We start from the raw sequence: 23,546 nt of genomic DNA, 5'->3' as shown, positions 1-23,546 counted from the left end.
CGTACTTCTCCCCATTATATCATATCTTTCACTTTGCGATATCAAATTACTGTACCTCGAGATAGCTATCTTTTTGACGCTTTTCCATTTCTTCCTTTGTAAAAATAACTCTGGCTGGATTTCCTCCGGCGAAGGCACCCGGGGGAATGTCGCTGTTCACCAAGGAGGCGGCCGATACGATGGCCCCGTCCCCGATTTCAACTCCCGGAAGGATCGTCGTGTTCGCTCCGATCAGTACGTTATCGCCGATGACAACATCGCCGATCCGGTACTCTTCGATCAAGTATTCATGGGCGAGGATAGTCGTGTTGAACCCGATAATGGAGTTGTCCCCGACCCGGATGCGTTCCGGGAACATGACATCCGGAAAGACCATAAGGGCGAACGATGTTTTCCGCCCGACCTTCATTCCCAGAAAGGTACGGTACAAGAAATTCTTGACCGACATGAAGGGTGTATATCTGGCCAGTTGGATGATGATGAAATTCTTCGCCACTTTCAAAAAGGGCACCGTTTTATAAATATGCCAGAGGGAATTCGCCCCGTTTTTCGCCGGATGCCTTTCCGTCCGCCTCACGCTTGCTCTCCTTGTACAATATCCTGCAAATCGGAGAGATGCTGCAACATATAATCCGGATTCAACGATTGCAGGAAGGCTTCCCCTTTGATGGACCAGCCGACACCCGCAGTCCGGACGCCGGCATTCTTCCCGCCTTCAATATCATGGCTATTATCGCCTATCATGAGTGCTTCCTCAATCGTCGAGCCCAATTTCGAAAGCGCCAAAAGGATCGGCTCGGGATCGGGCTTCGGATGCGTCACATCATCCAATCCGACAATCACATCGAAAATCCCTTCCGCATCCAACAGCCTTAAACCTCTCAAAATCGTTTCATTGCGTTTCGTCGAGACGATGGCCATCTTCACGCCTAATGTCTTCAATTGTTTCAACGATTCCGATATACCATCGAATTCCCTGGCCAGTTCGTCGTGCATCAGATGGTTCCATTCCCGATATTCGGCGACCATCTCCTCAGCATCTTCCGGATCGATCGTGTTGAATGAATCAATCAGCGGCGGACCGAGGAAATGAAGGATATCCTCCCTCGTGAATTTCCCGGGAAAACGTCCGTTCAACACATGTTGGAACGACCCGATGATGAGTTCATTCGTATCGAGAAGCGTCCCGTCAAAATCGAATAATAACGTAGTAATCGGCTTAGCCATCCGTCACCGGCACCTCCTTCTTCTGTTGCTCGTTCCTCTTCCACACAGCCGCGACCGCAATTGTCAAGACAAAGGCCGTAATCAGCCGGATGACCAAAAGCGGCAAAACCGGTATGCCAAGTGGGACGAACAGCAATGTATCTTCAATGACAGCATGGCAGGCGACAAGGAATATAAACGCCAGCGTCGCATCTTTTTTGCTGACCCCATCCTCCTGTACCGCCTGAATCATAATACCCGCCCCGAATGCGAGTCCGATAACCAAACCCGCGACAAGAGTCATGGAAGCATTCGGTTGGACCCCAATCACTTTCGTGAAAGGCGCCAGCTTATCCGAGAATTTCTGCAAGTAGTTCCGATCTTTCAAATATTGGACGATGACCATCAATGGAATGACAATCAGAGCAAGCTGCAATATACCGAACGATGCTTTTTGAACCCCCAGCAGAATAATCTCCAGCCAGCCTTCCGGAAGGCTCTCAGCTTTAGGCATTATGCCATACTTCGCTGTCTCTCCTCCGCCTTGCCACACCAAGTTAATGACAATCCCCGAAAGGGCCGCCAATCCATAACGAACAACGAGCACCACCCACAGCTTGACGCCGACTTTCAGGGCAACTCCTGTTTCAATGAAAATGTTATGCGCAAAGGAAAGCATGACAGCAATGATGAATACTTCTTTCACCGTTAATTCCAAGGACAGGATTCCCGCAATCCCGGCATACAAATTCAGCGCATTCCCGAGCACTAGCGGGATTGCCGCTTCCCCGCTCAACCCGAAGAGCCCCATAACAGGGGAAATTAATTGAATGATCCATGGCAACACAGGTGTATGTTGTAAAATAACGACGAGGATGGTGATTGGAAAGATGATCTTCCCGAGCGACCACGTCGTTTGCAGGCCGACTTTCAAACCTTTTTTAACTGTTTCCACACGACATTCCCCTCATTGATCTTTATAATGGACATCGATTTTTTTAACATATCTTCTTGTAATGAATAAGATAAGAGCCACGACAATCGCGATGACGGAAACGAGCTGCGCCGCCCGCAATTCACCGATCACATAAAGACTATCCGTCCGCATGCCTTCGATGAAGAATCGACCCGCTGAATACCAGACGAGGTAAAATAAAAACATTTCCCCGCGTTTCAAATTCACACGCCGCAGCAAAATCAAAATGATCAACCCGACGACATTCCACATCGATTCATAGAGGAATGTCGGATGATGCGTAACTCCTTCCACGTTCATCTGGTTCATGATCCAATCAGGAATGATCGTCGTTTCCAAGAACTTCTCCGAAACGGGGCCTCCGTAGGCCTCCTGGTTCATGAAATTCCCCCAACGGCCGATGATCTGGCCGATGAGAAGGCCGGGAGCTGCAATATCCACCACTTTCCAAAAGGAAACGCCCCGTTTTTTCGTATAGAAATACGTCGTGAGGAACGCACCGATCAATGCTCCATGGATAGCGATGCCGCCTTCCCAAATTTCGATGATTTGGGATGGGTGGTCTTTATAATAATCCCAAGAAAAGATAACGTAATAGATCCGCGCACAAAGGATGGAGATCGGCACCGCCCAAATGAGCAGATCGGTCAAGAAATCCTTATGCATCCCGCGTTTCACCATTTCACGCTGCACGACCAGATAGGCAAGAATAATGCCGGAGACAATCAAAATGCCGTACCAACGAACCGGAAAAGGTCCAAGATTAAAAGCGACTGGGTTGATTTCAAGTAGACTGAACATAAATTATTCGTTCCCCTCTTCCAAATCCGATTGGTGCCCGATGGCCGCATCCAACCGTTCCGAAAACTGCTCTGCCGCATTGACCCCAAGCCGCTTCATCCGGTGATTCATGGCAGCCACCTCGATAATGACCGATAAATTTCGTCCCGGTCGGACTGGTACCGTCATTTTAATCACCTCGGAATCCATGATCTTCATTTTCTCATCTTCGATTCCCAATCGATCATAGGTTTTTTCCGGATTCCAAATCTCCAGATCGATGACGATCAAGATCCGCTTGTCGATTCGAACGGAACCTGCGCCGAATAAGGTCATCATATCGATGATGCCGACGCCCCGGATTTCCAGCATATGTTCCAGTAATTTAGGGGCATTGCCGATCAATACGTTTTTAGACACTTCCCGGATTTCCACCAAATCGTCCGCAACTAAACGATGACCCCGTTTCACCAATTCCAAGGCAGTCTCGCTTTTTCCGACCCCGCTTTTCCCGGTAATCAAAATGCCGACGCCATATACATCGACGAGCACGCCGTGCAACGCAATCATCGGAGCCAACCGGCCTTCCAAATAATTCGTCAACATGCCCGCAAATTTCGTCGTTGGGGTGTCCGTCTGCAAAACAGGAATCCCCACACGTCCTGCAGAGACCCTTAATTCTTCCGGCACCTCGACGCCATGTGCCACGACGAATGCCGGCGTTTCAGGGGAACAAAGGCGATTCATCCGATCCATCCGCTCCTCATCCGACAAACCGGCAAAAAAGTACAACTCCGTCTTCCCTAAAACCTGAATCCGCTCTGCATTATAAAAATCGAAAAAACCGGCCATCTCCAGGCCGGGCCGAGAAATATCACTAGTTGTGACCCGCTTGTAGATGTTCTCCTCCGCAGCGCTCACAGTCAAGCCGAAACGGTCGACGACATCCTTTACTGTTATAGATGACATGGGATCCCACTCCTCCCCTTTTCCCTAATTTCTCAAACATCTACGAACCATTTTACCACGTATGGAATTCGAATGAAAAGATTCGTCCGGGAGAAATGGAGTGGGAGAATGGAACGGAGTGGCATAACACTGGAGGAAACTGTCCTTAAATCACGGAATAGGCGAATTTTTTTGCTCATCTGGTGATGCATTCGGACAGGCTGAAAACCTTTCTGGATTGCTGATAACTTCACTGGACTGCCGATTACTTCACGCTACTGCTGATAACTCCGCACAATCGCTGATAACTCCGCGCAACCGCTGATAACTCCAACCAACTGCCGATAACTCCGCACTACCGCTGATAACTCCGCACTACCGCTGATAACTTCACTCAACCGCTGATAACTCCGCGCAACCGCTGATAATTTCACCCAACCGCTGATAACTTCGCTCAACTGCCGATAACTCCGCACTACCGCTGATAACATCACTCAACTGCTGATAACTCCGCGCAACCGCTGATAACTTCACACAACCGCTGATAACTTCAATCAACCGCTGATAACTTCACACAACTCCCAATAGCTTCACTCAACCGCTGATAACTTCGCTCAACTGCCGATAACTCCGCACTACCGCTGATAACTTCACTCAACTGCTGATAACTCCGCGCAACCGCTGATAACTTCACACAACCGCTGATAACTTCACACAACCGCTGATAACTTCACACAACCGCTGATAACTTCACACAACCGCTGATAACTTCACACAACTCCCAATAGCTTCACTCAACCGCTGATAACTTCACTCAACCGCTGATAACTTCACTCAACCGCTGATAACTCCCAAATCCCCAATAAACAAAAAAAGCGGAGGGAGGAATCCAAGGATTCCCCCTCCACTCTTCGTTTAATTCTGAAACAACCGTCTTATTTATGATTGGCGTTATAGCACACAAGGACAGATCCAGTCTTCGCTTCGCCCGTAATATGGAGCGGGTTGGAAGTGTCGATGCTTTCTTTCCTGAAACGGATGGATCTGTGGAATAGCTGTTCCTGTTCGGCAATTCGGTCGATGTCATCTAGTTGCAAATCCAGACGTCCCATATTGGAAGTAACCTCTCCACTTAAAGCTACATTCGACGGGATGTAGATTTCGATGGAACCGCTCATCGACTTGACATCGATTCTTTCGGCTTCGCTATCCGTTGTCGTTACGACGACATGACCGTTGAGCGATTGGGCTTCCACATCTTTCAGCGCCCCATCGATGTAGACGCGGCCATTCAAAGTCTCGGCTTCGAGTTTTCGTCCCGATACGCCGCTCAGATGGATCGAGCCGTTGGCAGTCTCCAACTCAGCTTCCTGGAATTCCAGGCCGGAAACTTCCACTTTTCCGTTTCCTGTTTTGATTCGTAGTTTTTCGGCATTAAGATCTTGCAAACTGAAGGAACCGTTCAGCAATTTTGCGGTCACAGCCTCATATTCAGCCGCCGGGACTTGCAATCCGACATTGACTTGTGTCATTTTCATGTCACTCATGATCCGCAGCTTGCCATGATCATTGAGGAAAATCAGTTTTTCGAGGAAATCCCGTTTTGCCGCTTCCTCGGAATCGCTATTGTATGTCCTCACATGAAACACCGCTTGCACCTCATCCGTCTCGCTGCGGGTCACCGTCACTTTTCCATTGTCGATGTCGAAGACGATTTCCTTGATACCCGTCGCCGGCATATTCATGGCATGGGTAAACGTAACTGCATTTCCGAACGGCACATCAAAATCAAAGGATTTGACTTTTTGCACAGCTGTTTGCATAAACTGCATGAATCGGTCGCTGACATTCGTAAAGTCTCTTTTTAAATCTTCCAGGAAATCATCTGCTGTATGTTGTCCTCTCCGATTTCCCCCGCTTTTCCGTTCTTCGGAATGTGACGGCTCCTCGGTACGTGCAGCCTGCCCGTCCTCTTGATCCTCAGCCGGCTTCGTCTGATGTTGAGATGGTCCCAATTTTTCTAGAAGTGTCAGTGCCTCGTCCGTCGTGATCGTTCCGTTTTCCAGCATAGCCAAAATACGTTTCCGTTCATTTTGCATGATTACGCCTCCTAGTCAGTGTGTGTCGCTTGGAAATTATTTATCTCCATTATCCATATATACGAATCGATAGACTAAAGGTTTCATTCCGCGGCTTTTTCTGCTTCTTCCATAATGTCATTCATTCGCTCCCGATCCCGTTCGAGAATCGGTCTTAAATAGCGGCCTGTATAGGATTGTTCCACTTCCGTCACCATCTCGGGTGTGCCTGTCGCGATAATTTGGCCGCCCTTATCTCCGCCTTCCGGACCTAGGTCGATAATATGATCGACCGTTTTAATGACATCGAGATTATGCTCGATGACGAGGACCGTATTCCCCGTATCGACCAGCCGTTGCAAGACAGTCAGAAGCTTCGCAATGTCATGGACATGAAGCCCCGTTGTCGGCTCGTCCAGAATATAGAATGACTTCCCATTGGAGCGCTTATGCAGCTCGGATGCCAATTTCACCCGCTGCGCCTCTCCTCCCGACAAAGTGGTTGCCGGCTGGCCCAGTTGTACGTAGCCAAGGCCGACATCGACAATCGTTTGGAGTTTGCGGCTGATTTTCGGGATGTTCTCAAAAAATTGAAGCGCATCCTCCACAGTCATCGCCAAGACATCCGCAATATTCTTCCCTTTATATGTGACTTCTAACGTTTCGCGATTATATCGTTTTCCGTGGCATACTTCACATGGGACATAGACGTCCGGCAAGAAGTGCATTTCAATCTTGATGATGCCATCCCCTCGGCAAGCTTCACAGCGGCCGCCTTTCACGTTGAAGCTGAATCTCCCTTTCTTGTAGCCGCGCACTTTCGCTTCGTTGGTTGCTGCGTAGACATCACGGATATCATCAAAGACCCCCGTATATGTTGCCGGGTTTGATCGCGGCGTCCTGCCGATCGGCGACTGGTCGATGTCGATGACTTTCTCCAACTCCTCAATGCCCGTGACCGACTCGTATTGGCCCGGTTTCTGTTTAGAACGGTTCAATTTTTGTGCGAGCACTTTATGCAGCACTTCATTGACCAATGTACTTTTTCCAGATCCGGAAACCCCGGTCACCGCAATGAATTGCCCTAGCGGGAACTCGGCATCGACATCTTTCAAGTTGTTCTCGGATGCACCTTTGACGACGACTTTCCGGCCATCATTTTCTCTCCGCTCCAATGGCAACGGGATGAACATTTTGCCACTCAAATACTGGCCCGTCAAGGAAGCGGGGTCTGCCATGACCTCTTCCGGTGTTCCGGCAGAAACAATTTGTCCACCGGAAACGCCTGCTCCCGGTCCGATATCGATCAAATAATCGGCTGCCATCATCGTATCTTCGTCATGCTCCACGACAATTAACGTATTGCCGATATCACGCATGCTTTGCAAGGTGCCGATCAGTCTATCGTTATCCCGTTGATGGAGCCCGATGGACGGTTCATCCAGGATGTAAAGGACGCCCGTCAATCGGGAGCCGATTTGTGTGGCTAGACGGATCCGCTGCGCTTCTCCGCCCGACAATGTGCCGGCAGCCCTTGATAAAGTTAAATAATCAAGGCCGACATTGATCAGGAACCCGAGCCTTTCATCAATCTCACGCAAGATCAACTTCGCAATTTGCGCATCTTTCTTGGAGAGTTGGAGTTCCTTGAAAAACTGGTCCGCCTCCATGATCGACAATTCCGTCACATGTCCGATATGGACGTTGTTCACCTTCACTGCCAACGTCTCTTCTTTGAGGCGGTAGCCATGGCATGTCGGACATGGTCGCTGCGCCATGTACTTCTCCATCTGTTCCCGGATAAAGTCGGAAGATGTCTCCTTGAAGCGGCGCGCGACATTGGCCAGCACCCCTTCAAAGTAAATGTTGTTGTCCCGGGTTCCTCCGAACTCATTCGTGTAGCGAAAACGGATTTTTTCATCCTTCGAACCGTAAAGTATTTTATTGAGGTCCTCTTCCGGCAACTCACTGACAGGCGCGTCCATTGGAATCCCAAAATGTTCCGCCACCGTTTTCAACAATTCGGGGTAGTATTGCGAACTCGTCGGTTCCCACGGAGCGATGGCATGGTCTTTCAACGAACGGGACGAATCCGGGATGACCAACTCGGCGTCGACCTCCAGTTTCGATCCCAACCCATCGCATTCCGGACAAGCACCGAACGGACTGTTAAATGAAAACATCCTCGGTTCCAACTCACCGATCGAAAACCCGCATAGCGGACAAGCGTGATGTTCGCTGAACAGGATTTCCTCTCCATCAATCACATCGACCAGCACGGTCCCTTCTGCCAGACGGAGTGCAGACTCAAGCGAATCGCTCAGGCGGGCTTCAATATCGGCTTTGATGACAATCCGGTCAATGACCACTTCAATCGAATGTTTCTTATTTTTATTGAGTTCGATATTGTCATCCAGATCCATCGTTTCCCCATTGACCCGGATACGGACATACCCTTGCTTCTTAATATCTTCAATCAGTTTGGCATGCGTCCCTTTACGGCCCGAGACGACGGGCGCCAGCACTTGGATCCTGGTACGCTCCGGCAGTTCCATCAGCCGATCCACCATTTGCTCCACCGTTTGAGATGATATTTCAGTCCCATGAATCGGACAAATCGGCTTTCCAATCCGTGCGAATAAAAGACGCAAATAATCATAGATTTCCGTTACAGTTCCGACGGTGGAACGCGGATTACGGCTCGTTGTCTTCTGATCGATGGAAATCGCGGGGGACAACCCTTCAATCGCATCGACGTCCGGCTTGTCCATCTGGCCAAGAAATTGACGTGCGTAGGCCGACAACGATTCTACGTATCGGCGCTGTCCTTCTGCATAGATCGTATCGAATGCAAGAGAGGACTTTCCTGAACCGGATAGCCCCGTCATGACGACGAGCCGGTCCCTCGGGATGCGGACGTCAATATTTTTGAGATTATGCGCCCGTGCTCCTTGTATGACAATTTCAGTATTTTTCATTGCTATCTACCTTTCCGCTTTCAATTCCAAAATGGTATCGCGTAATTCGGCAGCGCGTTCAAAGTCAAGCGCTTTAGCCGCTTCCTTCATCTCAGACTCCAACGTCGCAAGAAGTGCAGTCTTCTCTTCTTTCGTCAATTTCTTTCCTTCTGTCACTTTATCGATATAGGACACGGCTTCGTCCGCCACTTGTGTAGCCCGGATGACATCACGTACTTCTTTTTGGATTGTCTTCGGTATGATGCCATGTTTTTCGTTGTACGCCATTTGGATTTCACGGCGCCGCTTCGTTTCTTCGATTGCTTTTGTCATCGAGTCGGTCATCCGATCCGCGTACATGATGACATGTCCGTTCGAATTCCGCGCTGCGCGGCCGATCGTCTGAATCAGCGACCGTTCGGAACGGAGGAACCCTTCTTTATCCGCATCGAGGATGGCGACCAATGACACTTCCGGGATATCCAGCCCTTCCCGCAGCAAGTTGATGCCGATGAGGACATCGTACGTACCGAGCCGCAACTCCCGGATGATTTCAATCCGTTCAAGCGTTTTGATTTCAGAATGAAGGTAATTGACCTTGACGCCAACATCTTTCAAATAGTCTGTCAGGTCCTCGGACATTTTCTTGGTCAACGTAGTGATGAGCACTCGTTCGTTCCTTTCCACCCGCTGTTGGATTTCGTCCAGTAGGTCATCAATCTGGCCTTCAATCGGACGGACTTCGATAATCGGATCCAACAGGCCGGTCGGACGGATAATCTGCTCCACCATTTCCGGCGTATGTTCGATTTCATATGGTCCTGGAGTGGCGGACACATAGATGGCCCGGTGGATATACCGTTCGAATTCTTCGAACATGAGCGGCCGGTTATCCAATGCGGAGGGCAGTCGGAAACCGTGGTCGACCAGCACTTTTTTACGCGCTTGGTCCCCGTTGTACATACCGCGGATTTGCGGCAAAGTGACATGGCTTTCATCCGCCACAATTAAAAAGTCATCTGGAAAATAGTCTAGGAGGGTGTAAGGTGTTGCACCAGGCGGACGCAGCGTCAAATGCCTGGAGTAGTTCTCAATCCCGGAACAGAAGCCCATTTCACGCATCATTTCAAGGTCGTAACGCGTGCGTTGCTCCAAGCGTTGCGCTTCGAGTAGCTTGTCCTGTTCCCGTAAAATCTTCAATTGCTCTTCCAATTCAATTTCAATATTCTCGATTGCCTTCACCATTTTCGCTTCGCCGGTGACGAAGTGGGAAGCCGGGAAGATGGCGACATGTTCCCGTTCTCCCAAAATTTCTCCCGTCAACGCATCGACTTCGCGAATCCGTTCGATTTCATCCCCGAAAAATTCGATACGCAAGCAATGTTCGTCCTGTGAGGCTGGGAGTACTTCCACGACGTCTCCGCGCACCCGAAACGTTCCTCGAGTGAAGTTGACATCATTGCGCTCATACAGGTTGTCCACCAATCTCCGAAGCAACACATTCCGTTCGATTTCCATGCCCGGACGCAACGAAATGAGATGGTTCCGGTATTCCTCCGGCGAACCGAGGCCGTAGATGCATGATACGGATGCGACAATCAGGACATCATTCCGTTCGAACAAAGACGATGTGGCCGAGTGGCGCAATTTATCGATCTCGTCGTTGATACTGGAGTCTTTTTCAATGTACGTATCTGTTTGAGGGACATACGCTTCCGGCTGATAATAATCATAGAAACTGACAAAGTACTCTACCGCATTATTCGGAAAGAACTCCTTAAACTCACTATATAGCTGACCTGCCAATGTTTTATTATGTGCAATGACCAAGGTTGGTCGATTAATTTCTTTCACGACGTTCGAAATGGTGAACGTCTTGCCTGTTCCAGTCGCTCCCAGCAAAGTCTGGTGTTTTTTCCCTTTCGCCAGCCCTTCCACTAAACTGGAGATGGCCGAAGGTTGATCGCCTGACGGTGAATAAGGAGCTTGTAAGTCGAATTGATAATTCTTCATAATCAAACACTCCCAACATGAATTGCCTCCATTTTATCACATTCCCTTTTATTCACCTAATAAAAACGAACGTGTGTTTTTCAAACCTTTTGCTTCTGTACATTTACTACTTGGCAAACATTCATTAACATTTTTTTACACTTGTACACGCGCTTAGAGTATGCTATTTTTATAACGAAAATTACATTTTATTACCCCTGTATAATCCTGATAATCTGGTTCGGGAGTTTCTACGGAGCAACCTTAATTGTTCTACTACGGCTGGTACATTTCTTCTATTCGTGGGGACATTTCAATTTATTTGGAATGTCTCCATCTTATTTGAGTTGTGCATCACAAATAGTCTATTTTGTTGTTTCCGGGTACGGTGGCGTAGTGAAGGGAGAACTAGATGGACATTTGGAAAGATATACTAGCAGCACTCAGTGGGGTATTAAATGCACTACCTCAAGGATTGCTTGCACTAACGTTTGGGTTCGCCTCCATTCCAACAGCACTTGCTTTTATGGTAGGGGCTTTTGGAAATGCGGCAACGAGTAATGTTGCGGTTATTTCATATCAGGCTGAAACCATTACATTGGCTGGAACAATGGGGAAAAATATGAGAGAACGTCTCTCTATGATTTTCTTCGGAGCCTGCGTCCTTTTGGTGATCGGTCTCTTTGGTGTTTTGGAGTCATTGATTGATTGGATCGGCCCTATTATTACAACAGGTATGATGGCCGGTGTGGGAATTATGCTATCTAAAGTGGCATGGGATATGGCGAAAAGCGATCGCATCGTTGGTATTACTTCTATGTTTAGCGCACTGATCGTCTATTTTGCAACGAAGGATTTAGTTTATACCATTACAGCATCGGTTATCCTTTCCAGCATCGTCTATGCTTTTCTGAAAAAAGAAAGCAAGGATTCAACCGAACGGCCCGCCATTAAAGAAGGATTTCACTTACAAAAATTAATTGTAAATCCTATGGTCATTCGTGGGGCGTTGGCAATGGTCTGTTTAAACATCGGAGCTAATATCGCTTTCGGTAAAATAAACGGCGAGATCGCGAATTCAAGTGTCAATGTGGATATCATAACGATTATCAGTAGTTTAGCGGACATGGTGTCTTCCCTATTCGGAGGAGCTCCCGTAGAAATTGTCATTTCAGCAACAGCAAGTGCACCTCATGCTGTCTGGTCCGGGGTCTTGATGATGGTTTTAATGGCCATTATCTTGGTTACAGGTCTACTTCCTAAGATCGGGAAATATGTACCGAGCGCTTCCATTGCAGGCTTTTTATTCGTCCTCGGTGCGATCGTTACGCTTCCAAGTAATGCTATCACAGCATTGACGGGTGAAGGTGCGGGTACTGGTATTGTCGGCGGCATCACCATGATCGTCACTGCTATTACAGATCCTTTCCTTGGCATGCTATCCGGTATCATCATACAATTTTTAATAAATCTTTTCGGTTTCTAATGGAGGATCACTATGAAAACATACACACTTGAGGTTGGCGGATTAACAAGAGAGCTTCCCATCATTCCCATTTCCGAGTCAGTAAGCATTGCAAGTTTTGTTCTTCTTGGGGATACAGAAATGGTTACTGTCGCTGCACCATTACTAGTAGAAAAATTGCCAGCCGTTGACATTCTCATCACAGCTGAAGCAAAAGGAATTCCATTTGTCCATGAGTTGTCAAAACTTCTGGAAATGCCACGCTATATCGTCGCAAGGAAATCAGTGAAATCCTATATGGAGAGTCCTTTGATTACCAAAGTAAATTCCATTACTACAAAACAAGAACAATTCCTCTGCCTCGATCGACTTGATGCAGATTTCATCAAAGGGAAACGCGTCGCCTTGATTGATGACGTCATCAGCACTGGTGAATCCCTTCGCGCGCTCGCAGAACTTGTAGAAAGCGCAGGCGCAAACATCGTAGCCCAAGCCGCCATTTTAGCAGAAGGCGACGCAGCCGATCGGGACGATATCATTTTTCTAGAGAAACTACCACTAATTGTGAATGAAAACGGTGAGTAAATAAGTTAAAGTCAGCCTGACTAATGGGCTGACTTTTTTTAGGTGGATCAGACGCAACATGGTAGCTAGGAAAATAGGCTGTACACCATGTATCATGTATCATAGAGTAACTTTAAAATAGCCTTCTATGGGTCGAACCTTTTTTTTACATACTAAAACGCCGCATGTTGCATATGCGGCGTTTCGTTTCAAGTTTATTCTTGTTCTTGGTTTTCCAATTTAGCAAGGCTTTCTGTGTACAACAGAAATGCCTTTTCATCCCGACGGTCAAGCGCATCATCAATTAACTGTACGAGCCTTTTTTTCGTTTGCTCCCGGTGAATATGTTTGAGAAACAGATCCATGTAGATTTCATTCAACAATTTTTCCGCTTGGAGCGATGAACTGTTTTTACCAACGGCTTTCAAGAATTCAGCATACGAATAGTTGTTTTCCATCTCGCTCACCTCTGATGCCTTTTATTTATTATATCTAATACGCACAGGAAGTTGCAAGGGTTTTTTGAATATTCCTTCTTTTGAATCACTTACACTAGATTGAAATGAATTTCATTACAAATAGGTCTTTCCTAACCAATTTCACTCTTTCTTTTCTTGCGTCAATCGTATCGTAGCCTCGGAAATAATGAGCATGACGGCTATGATGAATAATGGAGTCATTGACAATCCATAAGTTATAAACGCCGCTAATCCAACCAATATAATCTGGATCCATTGGACTAGCCTAACCAATTTCCGGATTGCCGATGGACGGGAGTCCTCCTTTTCGGGAAACAGCCGATCCATGCGGAAATCGTCGCCTGCCCGTAAAGCGTGAATTAATTGCACGGCGGAAGCAAAGGCAAGCGCACCGACATAGATGAACGAAACGATCGGGAACGGTATTAAGACGACTCCTACGATCGATAGCGCGGTCAGCCTCACCCACAACCAGAAAATATCATCCGTCCGAATGAAAGTCCGGACCAATAAATAGAATTGGGGCGCCGGGTTATGGAACTGCGGCCTTCCCATCAGGAAACCAAGCCATCCCCTTCTGCTGACAGAGCCTTGCAAATGAGGCACATCCGTAAAATAATTGGCGAATCGATAAAATCGCATCATCCGATTTTGTTCCAACTCAATGAAATGCTCATAAGGGAACGGTTTTGCACTCTTCCTTTTCCGCCAATACGCTCCATACAAACTGATCAACGCTAAAAACCCGACTGCAACAACAGGGGACGGCCCAAGCCAACAATAAATGTAAAGGGCTGCCAAAACGAAACGAATCAGCCGGTCCTTCCATATGCCTCCACCGGAAAATGTGTGACGGAAAAAATATTCTGTTTCGACGAAAATCCATTTAATCACAACGATGAAAACGGCAAGCCATAGTAAGATAACCTTTGAACCCGTTTCAGTCGCCGATAGCAACGGCAAGGCGACGATGTATAAGATCAATGGCAGCGCCAATTGGGAGAAGGTTGTCCAGCGCAAGGCCCGTCCAATATAATGCCCCATCTTCTCCTCGAACGGCAGGAAGAATACCATATCGGCCGGTTTCAATAGAGTCACTGCCGGCGAATAGGCCAATACGGCCGCAATGACAATGGAAGTAATAAGAACCGCCGGAAAATCGGCCGGGACCTCCTTCAACCATTCACTATATGCATAGCCTCCTGCACCAATTGTAAACATCAGGACAATCGCCAAATGGCCCGTAAACACATACTTCAAGTATTTCTGAAGTTCCGTGACATAATGGATGAACCGGCTGGACCAAATTTCACGCAAGCCGTTCATCGTGATTGTCCTCTGTCATCGCAATATACAAATCATCCAAAGTGGCCCCAGGTTGTCCAAACGCCTTCCGCAAGTCATCCATCGTACCGGCCGCACGCACTCGTCCTTCATGCAGCAAAATAATCCGGTCGCAATAGCGCTCCGCTGTCGAAAGGACGTGAGTAGACATGAGGACCGACGCCCCTCCCTCTTTCATATCGGTTATTTGTTCAAGCAGGGAGCGGATTCCGAGCGGGTCCAGGCCGACAAACGGCTCATCAATAATATAGAGGGAAGGCTCCACGAGGAACGCGCACATGATCATCACTTTCTGGCGCATCCCTTTTGAGAAATGGGCTGGAAACCACTTCAGCCGTTTCTCCATCCGGAACTCTTTCAATAATTTTTCCGACCTTGCCTTGAATAACTCCTCATCTAATCCATATGCCGTGGCCGTCAGCTCCAGATGTTCCTGTAATGTCAATTCATCATATAAGATGGGAGTCTCCGGAATATAGGTGAATGATTTGCGGTACATTTCCGGATCTTCATGGAACGTCACGCCATTGACCTTGATTTCCCCGCTATGCGGGTCCATCAATCCGATGATATGTTTGATCGTCGTACTTTTCCCCGCTCCATTCAATCCGATCAGGCCGACGAGTTCTCCTTTTTCGATTTCAAAACTCAAGTCATGCAAGACGGGCTTTCTCGTATAACCGCCCGTCACATCGCTCAATTCAAGAATTGCCATTTTCATCATCCCTTCATAATATATATTTTAACAAAAGACATGTGAAAATGCCTTGTCCATCATTTGTCGTTTGCTACACAATATGCGTTTGCCGTTTTATTCATGAAAAATATAGTAGTTGCGTATTGTCTGAAATTGATGTACTATAATTATAAGTTTTCGCTGTCGATCAAGAGGATACGGCAGGAAGGCCCAAATATGAGTCGAGTTGAGGAGAGATGAGAAGTGAATACAAAAAATTTAGTTTTTATGGCTTTGCTAGTTGCTGTCGGTGCCGCTCTTTACTTAGTAATCCCAGGATATAACGGTGGGATGAAACCGGATTTCATGTTGACAATGATGTTCATCGGAATCCTATTGTTCCCGCAAGCACGTAATGTATTTTTGCTTGGTGGGACGACAGGCGTCATTTCCGGAATCTTTTCAAGCTTCCCTGGTGGGTTCGTACCGAACGTAATCGATAAATTGGTGACGGCATTCGTTATCTACGCAATCATCGTCGCATTCAAATCAATTAGAAATAATCTGATCGGCTCTACTGTTCTTGCCGGTATTGGTACCATTTTATCCGGAACGATTTTCCTTTCGATCGCCATCTTCATCTTAGGCGTCGATCTTCCATTCAGTGCCCTATTCCTGACAGTCGTGCTTCCAGCGGTTGCCATGAACGGTGTAGCATTCTTTATCATCTACCCGATTGTAACGACTTTGCTGAAACGTACATCCATGAAAACGGCAGTGACCAATTAATTATGAATCCAAAAGCTTTCCCCTTCCGGTGGAAAGCTTTTTTTAATTGCCCAGAAGAGAGGGAAATGTTTTAATTAAAGTAGAAGAGGTAAACAAGACGTTCACTATTAGAAAAGAAGGGACGCGGGAACGATGAAAACATCTACATTTTTAATCGGATTGGCAACCGGTGCGGTGGGGGCCGCCATTACTGTCTTATTCTCAACACCACAATCGGGAAGCGAACTGCGATCTTCCGTCAGAAACGCTTCGACGGATATGAAAGAGAAGTTTTCAGATCTTAAAGATAAGCTTGATAATCTGAAAGACTCGATCACTTACTTGAAAAAAGAAGCGAAGGAAGTCATCCCGGAAACAATCGAGGAAATGAAAGAAGTCGTGTCGGATTGGCAGCAAGCCGCCGCGCCTCACAGAATGAGGATGGAACAAGAAATCGCGGACATCCAAGCAGCCATCGAAGACCTCGAGCGCTCCATCGCCGCTCAACAGAAATAATATTAGGGGACCCGCTTCCAAAGGGTCTCCTTGTTTTGTTCCCTCGATTTATGACGATACAACGTCAAAAATAAATTTTACTATCCTGACAAAAGTTATTTCTCAATTCCAACTTCTCTCTTTCTTGCTTTCCTGCTATAATAAAATCAAGTTAAGAAAAGAGAAAGTAGGTGTCCAAATGACACAGAGTTCATTTCCGCAAATGGAAGCCATGATATTTAGCCAGCGGGTCGCCCAAATGTCCAAAGCACTTTGGAAAGCGGTGGAAAAGGATTGGCAGGCATGGATCAAACCTTATGACTTGAATATTAATGAACACCATATATTATGGATTGCCTTCCACCTGGATGGGGCTACGATTTCCGATGTGGCTAAATTTGGAGTCATGCATGTTTCAACCGCGTTCAACTTTTCCAAGAAACTGGAGCAACGGGGGTATTTACAGTTCTATAAAAAAGATGACGACCGACGGAACACTTATATCGCAGTGACGGAAGAAGGAAAAGAGCTGCTATTGGAAATGAACAAGAATTATTACACTTCCAACCATGGCGTTCTTGAAGGCTCTATGCCGATCAAGAATCTATACGGGAAATTTCCTGAATTCCTTGAAGTTATGTCCGTCATCAAGAACATTTATGGGGAAGATTTTATGGAAATTTTCGAACGCGGTTTCCGGAATATCGAGGATACGTTCGAAGTGGAACAGGAAGAAAAGGAATCCGTACCAGTAGAAGCGGGCACACCTGTTGAAAAATAACTTCTTTTTCTATATGATGAATGAACAGATTGTGCATGCGACACACTTGGAGTGAACACGAGCGAGACAGAAATCCCCAGTATGTAAGCACCGGAAAACGAATCAATTCGACATACATAGATTTGACTTCTGTGACTGCTCCTTCGTGTGCGGCACAGACAGAACTTCGCTATGATTGTTTTGGAGATGGAAGAGGAGGTTTGGGGCTTGATCTTAATAGCAACGGTGATGTTTTCATTATTTTATCTGTTCCAAATAAATAAAATGACATATGCCCTTTGTGAATCCCGGGAAATCCCCGAAGAGAAACAACCGAAGATTTTTAAAACCGTCAATATTTTAGTGACGATATTGATTTTATCTTTTTATGTCGAAGTGTTTTTTAAGGCATAATAATTGGAAAAGTCCATTCCCGTTGTTGGGGAATGGACTTTTTTCATCCCGACTGGATCATCGGCCCGTCTTCCACTTATCTGCATAAGTGGGATGGCCATAACTCGATACCTTGCCCGGTTATTGGCGAGTTAGCATCTTGCATCAATACAAGTAGGCTGCGCCGACAATAATGAGAAGGATGAACAACACGACAATTAACGCGAAGCCAGAAGACCCTTGGTTATATCCGCTCATAGGAGCACCCCCTCTCTCTATGTATCCTATGCTGGCCGCTCCTGCTGTCGTAGGCAGTTGCATCCGATGGAACCTTTTTGTTTTCAATGCGTTTTTATGGTATAGTGTCTACTGTTCCCTAACAATTACGCCACGGCGTAATGGCAAATTGAACAGCGTAGTGTTCGATTTGCCGTATTTCTGCGATCTTTGTAGAAATTAAGGCACTTCCAAGTTGCGGCGTACTTGGACTCTACTTCCTCAAATCCGTGACATCGCCGGCTCACACAAACGCCATTCCTGTGGCATTGTCGGCACTAGTATCCTATAGGTCTGAGGCATTGTCTGAATTTAGCTAGCGTTTGACAACTCGCTGAATTGGTAAATACTGAAGACTACCTCGTCACTTGTGGTAGTAGAGATTTTTGCTGAATTTATATAGGATGAACAAAAGATTTGGACACGGCAACACTAGTTGCTTGAAGTGTAAAGCGTCCGCCCGGAACGGAAAGTAACGGTTCGTTGTGTTCGCTTCTTTAGTTCATTAGATAAAAGTTAGGAGAGAAAATGATATGAGAAAAAAGGCAATCGCACTTACAATGGCGGCTTCCGTCCTTGCCCTATCGGCATGCAGCGGAAATAAAGCAAGCGACGATGAAGTCATCGCCAAGTCCAAAGCGGGCAATGTGACAAAGGAAGAGCTCTATCAAGAAATGAAGGACAGTGTGGGCAAGGAAACCCTTCAACTGCTCGTTCTCGAAAAAGTGCTTGATGCTAAATATGATGTATCCGACAAAGTGGTCGACGAAGAAATTAATAAAATGAAAGATCAACTTGGCGAAAACTTTGAAGCTTATTTAGCTCAGCAAGGCCAAAGTGAAGAAAGCGTCAGGAAAATCATCAAACTGAACTCTCTTCAAGAAGCGGCATTGACAGAGGATGTCGAAGTGACCGATGAAGAACTGAATCAACGGATTGAAATGAACAATACGGAATTGAAAGTAAAACATATCGTAGTCGAGGACGAAAAGACTGCACAGGAAGTGAAAAAGAAATTGGATGAAGGCGCGGATTTTGCTGCCACTGCAAAGGAATCCTCCATTGAAGAAGCAGCGAAAGAAACAGGCGGTGACTTAGGTTGGATCAGTTACGCAAGCCCGATGGATCGTGCGTTCCTGGATGGGGCCTATGCGCTAGAAGTGAACAAGCTTAGCGAACCTGTCAAATCTGACTTCGGCTATCATATCATCCAAGTGACGGAGAAGAGAAAAGTAGAGGATGCCAAAGAGTATTCCAAAGAAGAGAAAGAAGACCTCCGCAAAGAAATGAAGCTGGAGAAAGCGGATGAGAATGCAGCCTTCGATAAAATCTCCAAATTGCTGAAAGACGCAGACGTCAAAGTGGAAGACAAAGACTTGAAATCAGCTCTAGATATGTTCACCCAAGATAACAGCGACGCGACAGACGAAGCACCAGCAGAAGAGACGAAAGAAGAGAAAAAATAAGTTATACCAATTGGACAGACTCCGGACCGGGGTCTGTCTTTTACATAGGAAAAAGCCGTCCCAGTGATTCGGGACGGCTTCGCAATTCCTTGTCATTCAAATGTCGGCTTGTAAAATGATCGATTGTCGAGCGGGAAAATCCGCTCGGTGAACTCGCCCGGCTCCGCTTTGCCCAAAGCGCGATCCAGCATGTTCATTTTCGCATCGATATTATCGATATAATGAAGAATCTCCGCTTCCTTAAGCATCGGACGCTTCGGACTTCCCCACTCCTCTTTTCCGTGATGGCTCAGCACCATATGTTGCAGGAGCATCACTTCCTCACCGGAAATATCGAGTTCATTCGCCGCAATCGAAATTTCATTGACCATGATTGTTATATGGCCCAGCAGATTCCCTTCAATGGTGTACTGGGTGCCGACCGGTCCGGAAAGCTCCACCACTTTCCCAATATCATGGAGAATGATGCCGGCATATAAGAGATCCTTATTGATGGAAGGATATAAATCGGCGATCGCCTTGCCCAGTTTTAACATCGAGACGACATGATCGAGAAGTCCGGAGACATAATCATGATGATTTTTAGTCGCTGCCGGATAAGTCATGAACTGGCTTTGATGTTTTTTCAATAAATGACGGGTAATCCGCTGGATATGCGGGTTTTTCATTTCAAAAAAGTATTGCATCAATTCCTCGTACAACACTTCTTTCGTTTTCGACGCGGAAGGCACGAGATCCGAGATCGATACGCCCTCATCCTCTTTCGTAGGCCGGATGCTCTTGATGCGCAATTGGTTTTTCCCTCGGTATTCGTGAATCTCCCCACCGACTTTCACGATCGATGCGGCCGTATACGTAGCTGCGTGCTGATCGGTCGTATCCCATAGCTTCGCTTCGATATCTCCGCTTTTATCTTGTAAAATCAGTGTCATGAAAGGGCTCCCCTGTTGTGTAATTCCACGGGTCGCTTGTTTAATGAGCAAATAAATATCCACCGGTTCGCCCACTTTATAGTCCATGATTTTTTTCAAAAGACGACTGCCCCCTTACCGCTTCCTAATTCGGAAACGTTTAAAATGGTCGCATCTTTCCATTTATCCATCCTATCTGCATGGCAGGTGAAGTAAATGAATTGATGCGTCTCTTGCATTTCTTCCATTACTGCTATCATACTTGATTGCCGCTCGACGTCAAAGTGGACAAATGGATCATCTAGGATGAGCGGAAACGGAGCGATATCCTGCATCGAGTCCGCCAATGCAAATCGCAGCGCAATGTAGGCCTGCTCCTTGGTTGCTTGGCTCAATTCCGCTATCGGAAAATAGCTGCCATCCGTTGCGACCGCTTGAAAATGGCCAGTTTCTGTCACATATAGCGATTTGTAATTTCCGTTCGTCAATCGATGGAAAAGGTCGGCTGCTATCCGTAACACTGCTGGCAGTTTCTGCTCCTTCAATTCGTCCATCGTCCGCCGAATCGCTTCGGTCACCGCTTTCCGTTCGGACCATTTTTTCGCCAGAACGACCAACTCCGCACGTTTGATTTCGAGCAGTTGCTGTTTTTGTCCCAAGGTTTCATCATTCAGAAGCTGATCGGTACGATGCACAAGTTTTGCTTTTTCATCGACGAGATGCTCCACTTCTTCGGCAATAGCTTTCCGTCTTTCCCTGATCATCCTGCCCTGTTCTTCCCACTCTGTATCGGTTCGAAATGGCGGGACATCGATCTCACCTTGTACGCTAATCTGAGCGTGGACATCCTCCAGTTGCCTTTTGAGAAGGTCGGTCTCCTGATAGGCATTATGCGCTTCGTAAAATTGTTCTTCCGTCGCGGCCCCGGCCTCTGAAAATAAAGAGCTAATTTGATTTTCATACGTCTTGATCAAATTCCCGCATTCTTGGATCTTCGCCTGTTGTTCGTCCAAAGTTTCCGCCCACGACTTCCAGCGGTCCGCTTCCCTTTTCAAACGCATAAAGTCACTTCTGAGCAGTTCATATAAATGATCCGGCTGAACCTGTTTTTGCAGAAGGCGTTCTGCTGCCTCGATTCGCTCCGAAATCTTCTCGTTCAAGGTTGCCAGTTGATCTGCATTGATTTCGATGTCCCGGGAGACTTCCTGGAACTCCCGGCTCATGCGGAACAGTTCCGGAATGATGGTCATGCTCGGCATCCCGCTTATCCCATAGTCACGGAGAAAGCGGGCCAAATCTGTTGAAAGCCGACTTTTCCGCGTTTGCAAGTCAGCCATCTCGGCTTCGATGGCTTGACGCCGCTCTCCCGCCTTTTCAAGTCCGCCTTTCAACGATTCCTCTTGTACGCGGAATAAGCGGATGTTCTCCGCCAATTCTTCGAAATGGCGCTCCTGACCATCATATGCGGCTACATAGCTCTCCATTTCCCTCGTCTTTTCAATGTCTGAAGAAGAGCGATTATTCATATGGAGGAAAATCCCCATGCCGCCCACGAGGATGCCGACTGCAATGATCAGCCATTGTGTCTGAATGAAACCGTAAACTATACATAATGCCGCAACCGCTAGAAAAGCGTAGAGCACCAGTTTTTCATTCGAATTGCTTTGACTTCCTCCCAAGGAGAGATATGCCCTTGCTTCTGCCAGGCGCTGCCGGATTGTCGGCCATTGCTCCGCCAATTCTCTATCTTTTTCGGAAGGTGCCGATCGTTCATGCGTATGCAGCTCACTTTGCAAACTACGCCATTCCCTGTCTAATTCCTCCAGGCTATACTGGACAGCATTGATCCGCTTTTCATTGTCTTCCAGTTGCCGGAGCCGATCCGCCAGTTCTTCTTCCCTTTGCAGGGACACATCCGCTTGTAACAAGGTCTCTTCCCTATCCGGATCGATGCCGAGGCGGTCGAGCAACCGTCTTCTCATTCCCGCCAATTGACGGTTTTCCTCAAGCAGGGATCCAAGCGATGCGTGCCAACCATGCCATTCCGACTCCCGAGCCAGCAGCCGTTCCAGTTGACTGAGTTTATCCGCATCCGCTTTTTGGGCCATCTGCGATTTGACATGGGCCAACTCCTCTTCCAGCCGTCGGGCGGCCGCTTTGGATTCAGCCAACTTCCCGGCTGTCATCTCATACCGTCTCACACCATCCACTGGGAAACGGAGATCTTTCCTTTCGGCCAACTGCGATTCCAAGGACCTCTTTTTCTCCAGCAACGGTTGAATCTGCCGGGCTAGCGCTAACCGTTCCTCCTCTTCCCGCAGGAGTATATCTTGCCGCCTCTTCTCCTCCAGCAGCCCGTCAATCTCTCGGAGTCGATCCACGGATGGGGCGTACTTTGCAATCCGCTCTCGCTCCGCTTTCAATTCACTTTCCAAGTTCCGAAGTTCTTCGATTTTGACATTCATTTGAGGAAGCTTGCCGGACTTCTTGAATAGATCGCCCATTTCTTTTTCCAGCTTCTTTTCCACTTGCAGGAGTACGTCCACCCCGGTCGTTCCGGAGGCTAGGAGCGTCCGGCTCAATTCATCCTCATCCATCTTCTCGAACCCTTGGAGCTGCAACAGGGAGAACGAAAAGATCGCTTCGAATGAAGGACGGTCATATTGGCGAAGCAATTCTTTCAATTTTTCCTCCCCGCCGACTGTTCCATCACCGAAATTGACTGTCACCTCGCCGGCGGACTTTCCACGGATGCGCTCGATTGTACATATTCCATATCGTTCATCCCACAGTTGCACTTGTCCTCCATATTTCCCGCCGGATTTCGGCTCGTACCGCAGCAACGCACTATTTTTCTGCGGGAACCCGAACAGGATATGAAGGATGAATTGCTGGATCGTCGTTTTTCCGGCTTCATTCAACCCATAGAGGACGTTCATGCCGGAACCTAGTTCGATGGTGACATTTTCATGTTTCCCGAATCCGTAAATGACCAGTTTCTCGATTCGCATC

Annotated in this window: 22 protein-coding genes and 1 riboswitch; of the genes, 7 read left to right on the top strand and 15 right to left on the bottom strand. The window is 47.3% G+C overall.

All coding sequences use genetic code 11. The annotated features are described in order from the left end of the window. Window positions 1-46: 46 nt before the first annotated feature. The 9 genes from MKY41_RS18950 to uvrB all read right to left on the bottom strand — a co-directional run bounded on the left by MKY41_RS18950 (window position 47) and on the right by uvrB (window position 10,958). Complete coding sequence (locus MKY41_RS18950) at window positions 47-577, bottom strand: acyltransferase (protein WP_340746554.1); 531 nt, start codon at window positions 575-577, stop codon at window positions 47-49. Next, the gene (gene ppaX, locus MKY41_RS18945) at window positions 574-1,227 is read right to left on the bottom strand and encodes a pyrophosphatase PpaX (RefSeq protein WP_340746553.1); all 654 of its coding nucleotides are present in this window, start codon (window positions 1,225-1,227) and stop codon (window positions 574-576) included. Before ppaX ends, MKY41_RS18950 begins: the two co-directional genes overlap by 4 nt. Then, a complete protein-coding gene (locus tag MKY41_RS18940; protein WP_340746552.1) occupies window positions 1,220-2,161 on the bottom strand; it encodes a nucleoside recognition domain-containing protein in 942 nt (313 codons plus the stop codon). The genes ppaX and MKY41_RS18940 overlap by 8 nt, the downstream gene beginning before the upstream one ends. Window positions 2,162-2,173: 12 nt before the next feature. Beyond that, on the bottom strand, window positions 2,174-2,983 hold the full coding sequence (gene lgt / locus MKY41_RS18935) for a prolipoprotein diacylglyceryl transferase (protein ID WP_340746551.1): 810 nt from the start codon (window positions 2,981-2,983) through the stop codon (window positions 2,174-2,176). Between the two features lie 3 nt (window positions 2,984-2,986). Beyond that, window positions 2,987-3,931 carry an HPr(Ser) kinase/phosphatase gene (gene hprK, locus MKY41_RS18930; protein WP_340746550.1) on the bottom strand — a complete coding sequence of 315 codons (945 nt, stop codon included), beginning with the start codon at window positions 3,929-3,931 and terminating at the stop codon, window positions 2,987-2,989. Between the two features lie 254 nt (window positions 3,932-4,185). Further along, window positions 4,186-4,368 (bottom strand): hypothetical protein, encoded by a 183-nt coding sequence (locus MKY41_RS18925; protein WP_340746549.1) that lies wholly within the window; start codon window positions 4,366-4,368, stop codon window positions 4,186-4,188. Window positions 4,369-4,845: 477 nt separating this feature from the next. Then, window positions 4,846-6,009: a DUF4097 family beta strand repeat-containing protein gene (locus MKY41_RS18920; RefSeq protein ID WP_340746548.1), complete on the bottom strand. Its 1,164-nt coding sequence runs from the start codon at window positions 6,007-6,009 to the stop codon at window positions 4,846-4,848. 83 nt (window positions 6,010-6,092) lie between these two features. Further along, window positions 6,093-8,966 carry an excinuclease ABC subunit UvrA gene (gene uvrA / locus MKY41_RS18915; RefSeq protein WP_340746547.1) on the bottom strand — a complete coding sequence of 958 codons (2,874 nt, stop codon included), beginning with the start codon at window positions 8,964-8,966 and terminating at the stop codon, window positions 6,093-6,095. 6 nt (window positions 8,967-8,972) lie between these two features. Further along, the gene (gene uvrB / locus MKY41_RS18910; RefSeq protein ID WP_340746546.1) at window positions 8,973-10,958 is read right to left on the bottom strand and encodes an excinuclease ABC subunit UvrB; all 1,986 of its coding nucleotides are present in this window, start codon (window positions 10,956-10,958) and stop codon (window positions 8,973-8,975) included. Between the two features lie 177 nt (window positions 10,959-11,135). Then, a riboswitch (purine riboswitch) is annotated at window positions 11,136-11,236 on the top strand. A gap of 113 nt (window positions 11,237-11,349) precedes the next feature. On the opposite strand from uvrB, the gene MKY41_RS18905 reads away from it, so the two are divergent. Together MKY41_RS18905 and MKY41_RS18900 are read left to right on the top strand one after the other, a co-directional pair. Then, window positions 11,350-12,423, top strand: coding sequence for an NCS2 family permease (locus MKY41_RS18905; RefSeq protein WP_340746545.1), 1,074 nt, complete (start codon window positions 11,350-11,352; stop codon window positions 12,421-12,423). Window positions 12,424-12,435: 12 nt separating this feature from the next. Next, window positions 12,436-12,987, top strand: coding sequence for a phosphoribosyltransferase family protein (locus MKY41_RS18900; protein WP_340746544.1), 552 nt, complete (start codon window positions 12,436-12,438; stop codon window positions 12,985-12,987). Window positions 12,988-13,181: 194 nt separating this feature from the next. Here the strand turns inward: MKY41_RS18900 and MKY41_RS18895 are convergent, their stop codons facing one another. The 3 genes from MKY41_RS18895 to MKY41_RS18885 form a co-directional block, all read right to left on the bottom strand. Continuing rightward, window positions 13,182-13,424 carry an IDEAL domain-containing protein gene (locus MKY41_RS18895; RefSeq protein WP_340746543.1) on the bottom strand — a complete coding sequence of 81 codons (243 nt, stop codon included), beginning with the start codon at window positions 13,422-13,424 and terminating at the stop codon, window positions 13,182-13,184. A gap of 141 nt (window positions 13,425-13,565) precedes the next feature. Next, entirely contained in the window at window positions 13,566-14,771 is a 1,206-nt protein-coding gene (locus tag MKY41_RS18890) for an ABC transporter permease (protein ID WP_340746542.1), read from the bottom strand. Next, window positions 14,755-15,504: an ABC transporter ATP-binding protein gene (locus tag MKY41_RS18885; protein WP_340746541.1), complete on the bottom strand. Its 750-nt coding sequence runs from the start codon at window positions 15,502-15,504 to the stop codon at window positions 14,755-14,757. The genes MKY41_RS18890 and MKY41_RS18885 overlap by 17 nt, the downstream gene beginning before the upstream one ends. Before the next feature lie 225 nt (window positions 15,505-15,729). On the opposite strand from MKY41_RS18885, the gene MKY41_RS18880 reads away from it, so the two are divergent. The 4 genes from MKY41_RS18880 (at window position 15,730) to MKY41_RS18865 (ending at window position 17,902) form a co-directional block, all read left to right on the top strand. Then, complete coding sequence (locus tag MKY41_RS18880; RefSeq protein ID WP_340746540.1) at window positions 15,730-16,254, top strand: tryptophan transporter; 525 nt, start codon at window positions 15,730-15,732, stop codon at window positions 16,252-16,254. Window positions 16,255-16,386: 132 nt separating this feature from the next. Continuing rightward, window positions 16,387-16,749 (top strand): YtxH domain-containing protein, encoded by a 363-nt coding sequence (locus tag MKY41_RS18875; RefSeq protein ID WP_340746539.1) that lies wholly within the window; start codon window positions 16,387-16,389, stop codon window positions 16,747-16,749. A gap of 178 nt (window positions 16,750-16,927) precedes the next feature. Further along, entirely contained in the window at window positions 16,928-17,509 is a 582-nt protein-coding gene (locus tag MKY41_RS18870) for an HTH-type transcriptional regulator Hpr (protein WP_340746538.1), read from the top strand. Window positions 17,510-17,716: 207 nt separating this feature from the next. Then, entirely contained in the window at window positions 17,717-17,902 is a 186-nt protein-coding gene (locus tag MKY41_RS18865; protein ID WP_340746537.1) for a hypothetical protein, read from the top strand. Between the two features lie 144 nt (window positions 17,903-18,046). On the opposite strand, the gene MKY41_RS18860 is transcribed toward MKY41_RS18865, so the two are convergent. Further along, complete coding sequence (locus MKY41_RS18860; RefSeq protein WP_084212358.1) at window positions 18,047-18,139, bottom strand: YjcZ family sporulation protein; 93 nt, start codon at window positions 18,137-18,139, stop codon at window positions 18,047-18,049. A 551-nt stretch (window positions 18,140-18,690) separates the two neighbouring features. Here MKY41_RS18860 and MKY41_RS18855 point away from each other — a divergent pair. Further along, window positions 18,691-19,623, top strand: coding sequence for a peptidylprolyl isomerase (locus MKY41_RS18855; protein ID WP_340746536.1), 933 nt, complete (start codon window positions 18,691-18,693; stop codon window positions 19,621-19,623). A 92-nt stretch (window positions 19,624-19,715) separates the two neighbouring features. Here the strand turns inward: MKY41_RS18855 and yhaM are convergent, their stop codons facing one another. Next, window positions 19,716-20,642 (bottom strand): 3'-5' exoribonuclease YhaM, encoded by a 927-nt coding sequence (yhaM, locus tag MKY41_RS18850; RefSeq protein ID WP_340746838.1) that lies wholly within the window; start codon window positions 20,640-20,642, stop codon window positions 19,716-19,718. Between the two features lie 8 nt (window positions 20,643-20,650). Continuing rightward, window positions 20,651-23,545, bottom strand: coding sequence for an ATP-binding protein (locus MKY41_RS18845; RefSeq protein ID WP_340746535.1), 2,895 nt, complete (start codon window positions 23,543-23,545; stop codon window positions 20,651-20,653). Between the last annotated feature and the right edge of the window lies 1 nt (window position 23,546).

The sequence above is a fragment of the Sporosarcina sp. FSL W7-1349 genome, from assembly GCF_038003045.1.
Taxonomy (GTDB): Bacteria; Bacillota; Bacilli; order Bacillales_A; family Planococcaceae; genus Sporosarcina.
The sequence above is the reverse complement of the archived record's forward strand: the minus strand, read 5'-3'. Positions and strand labels throughout refer to the sequence as shown.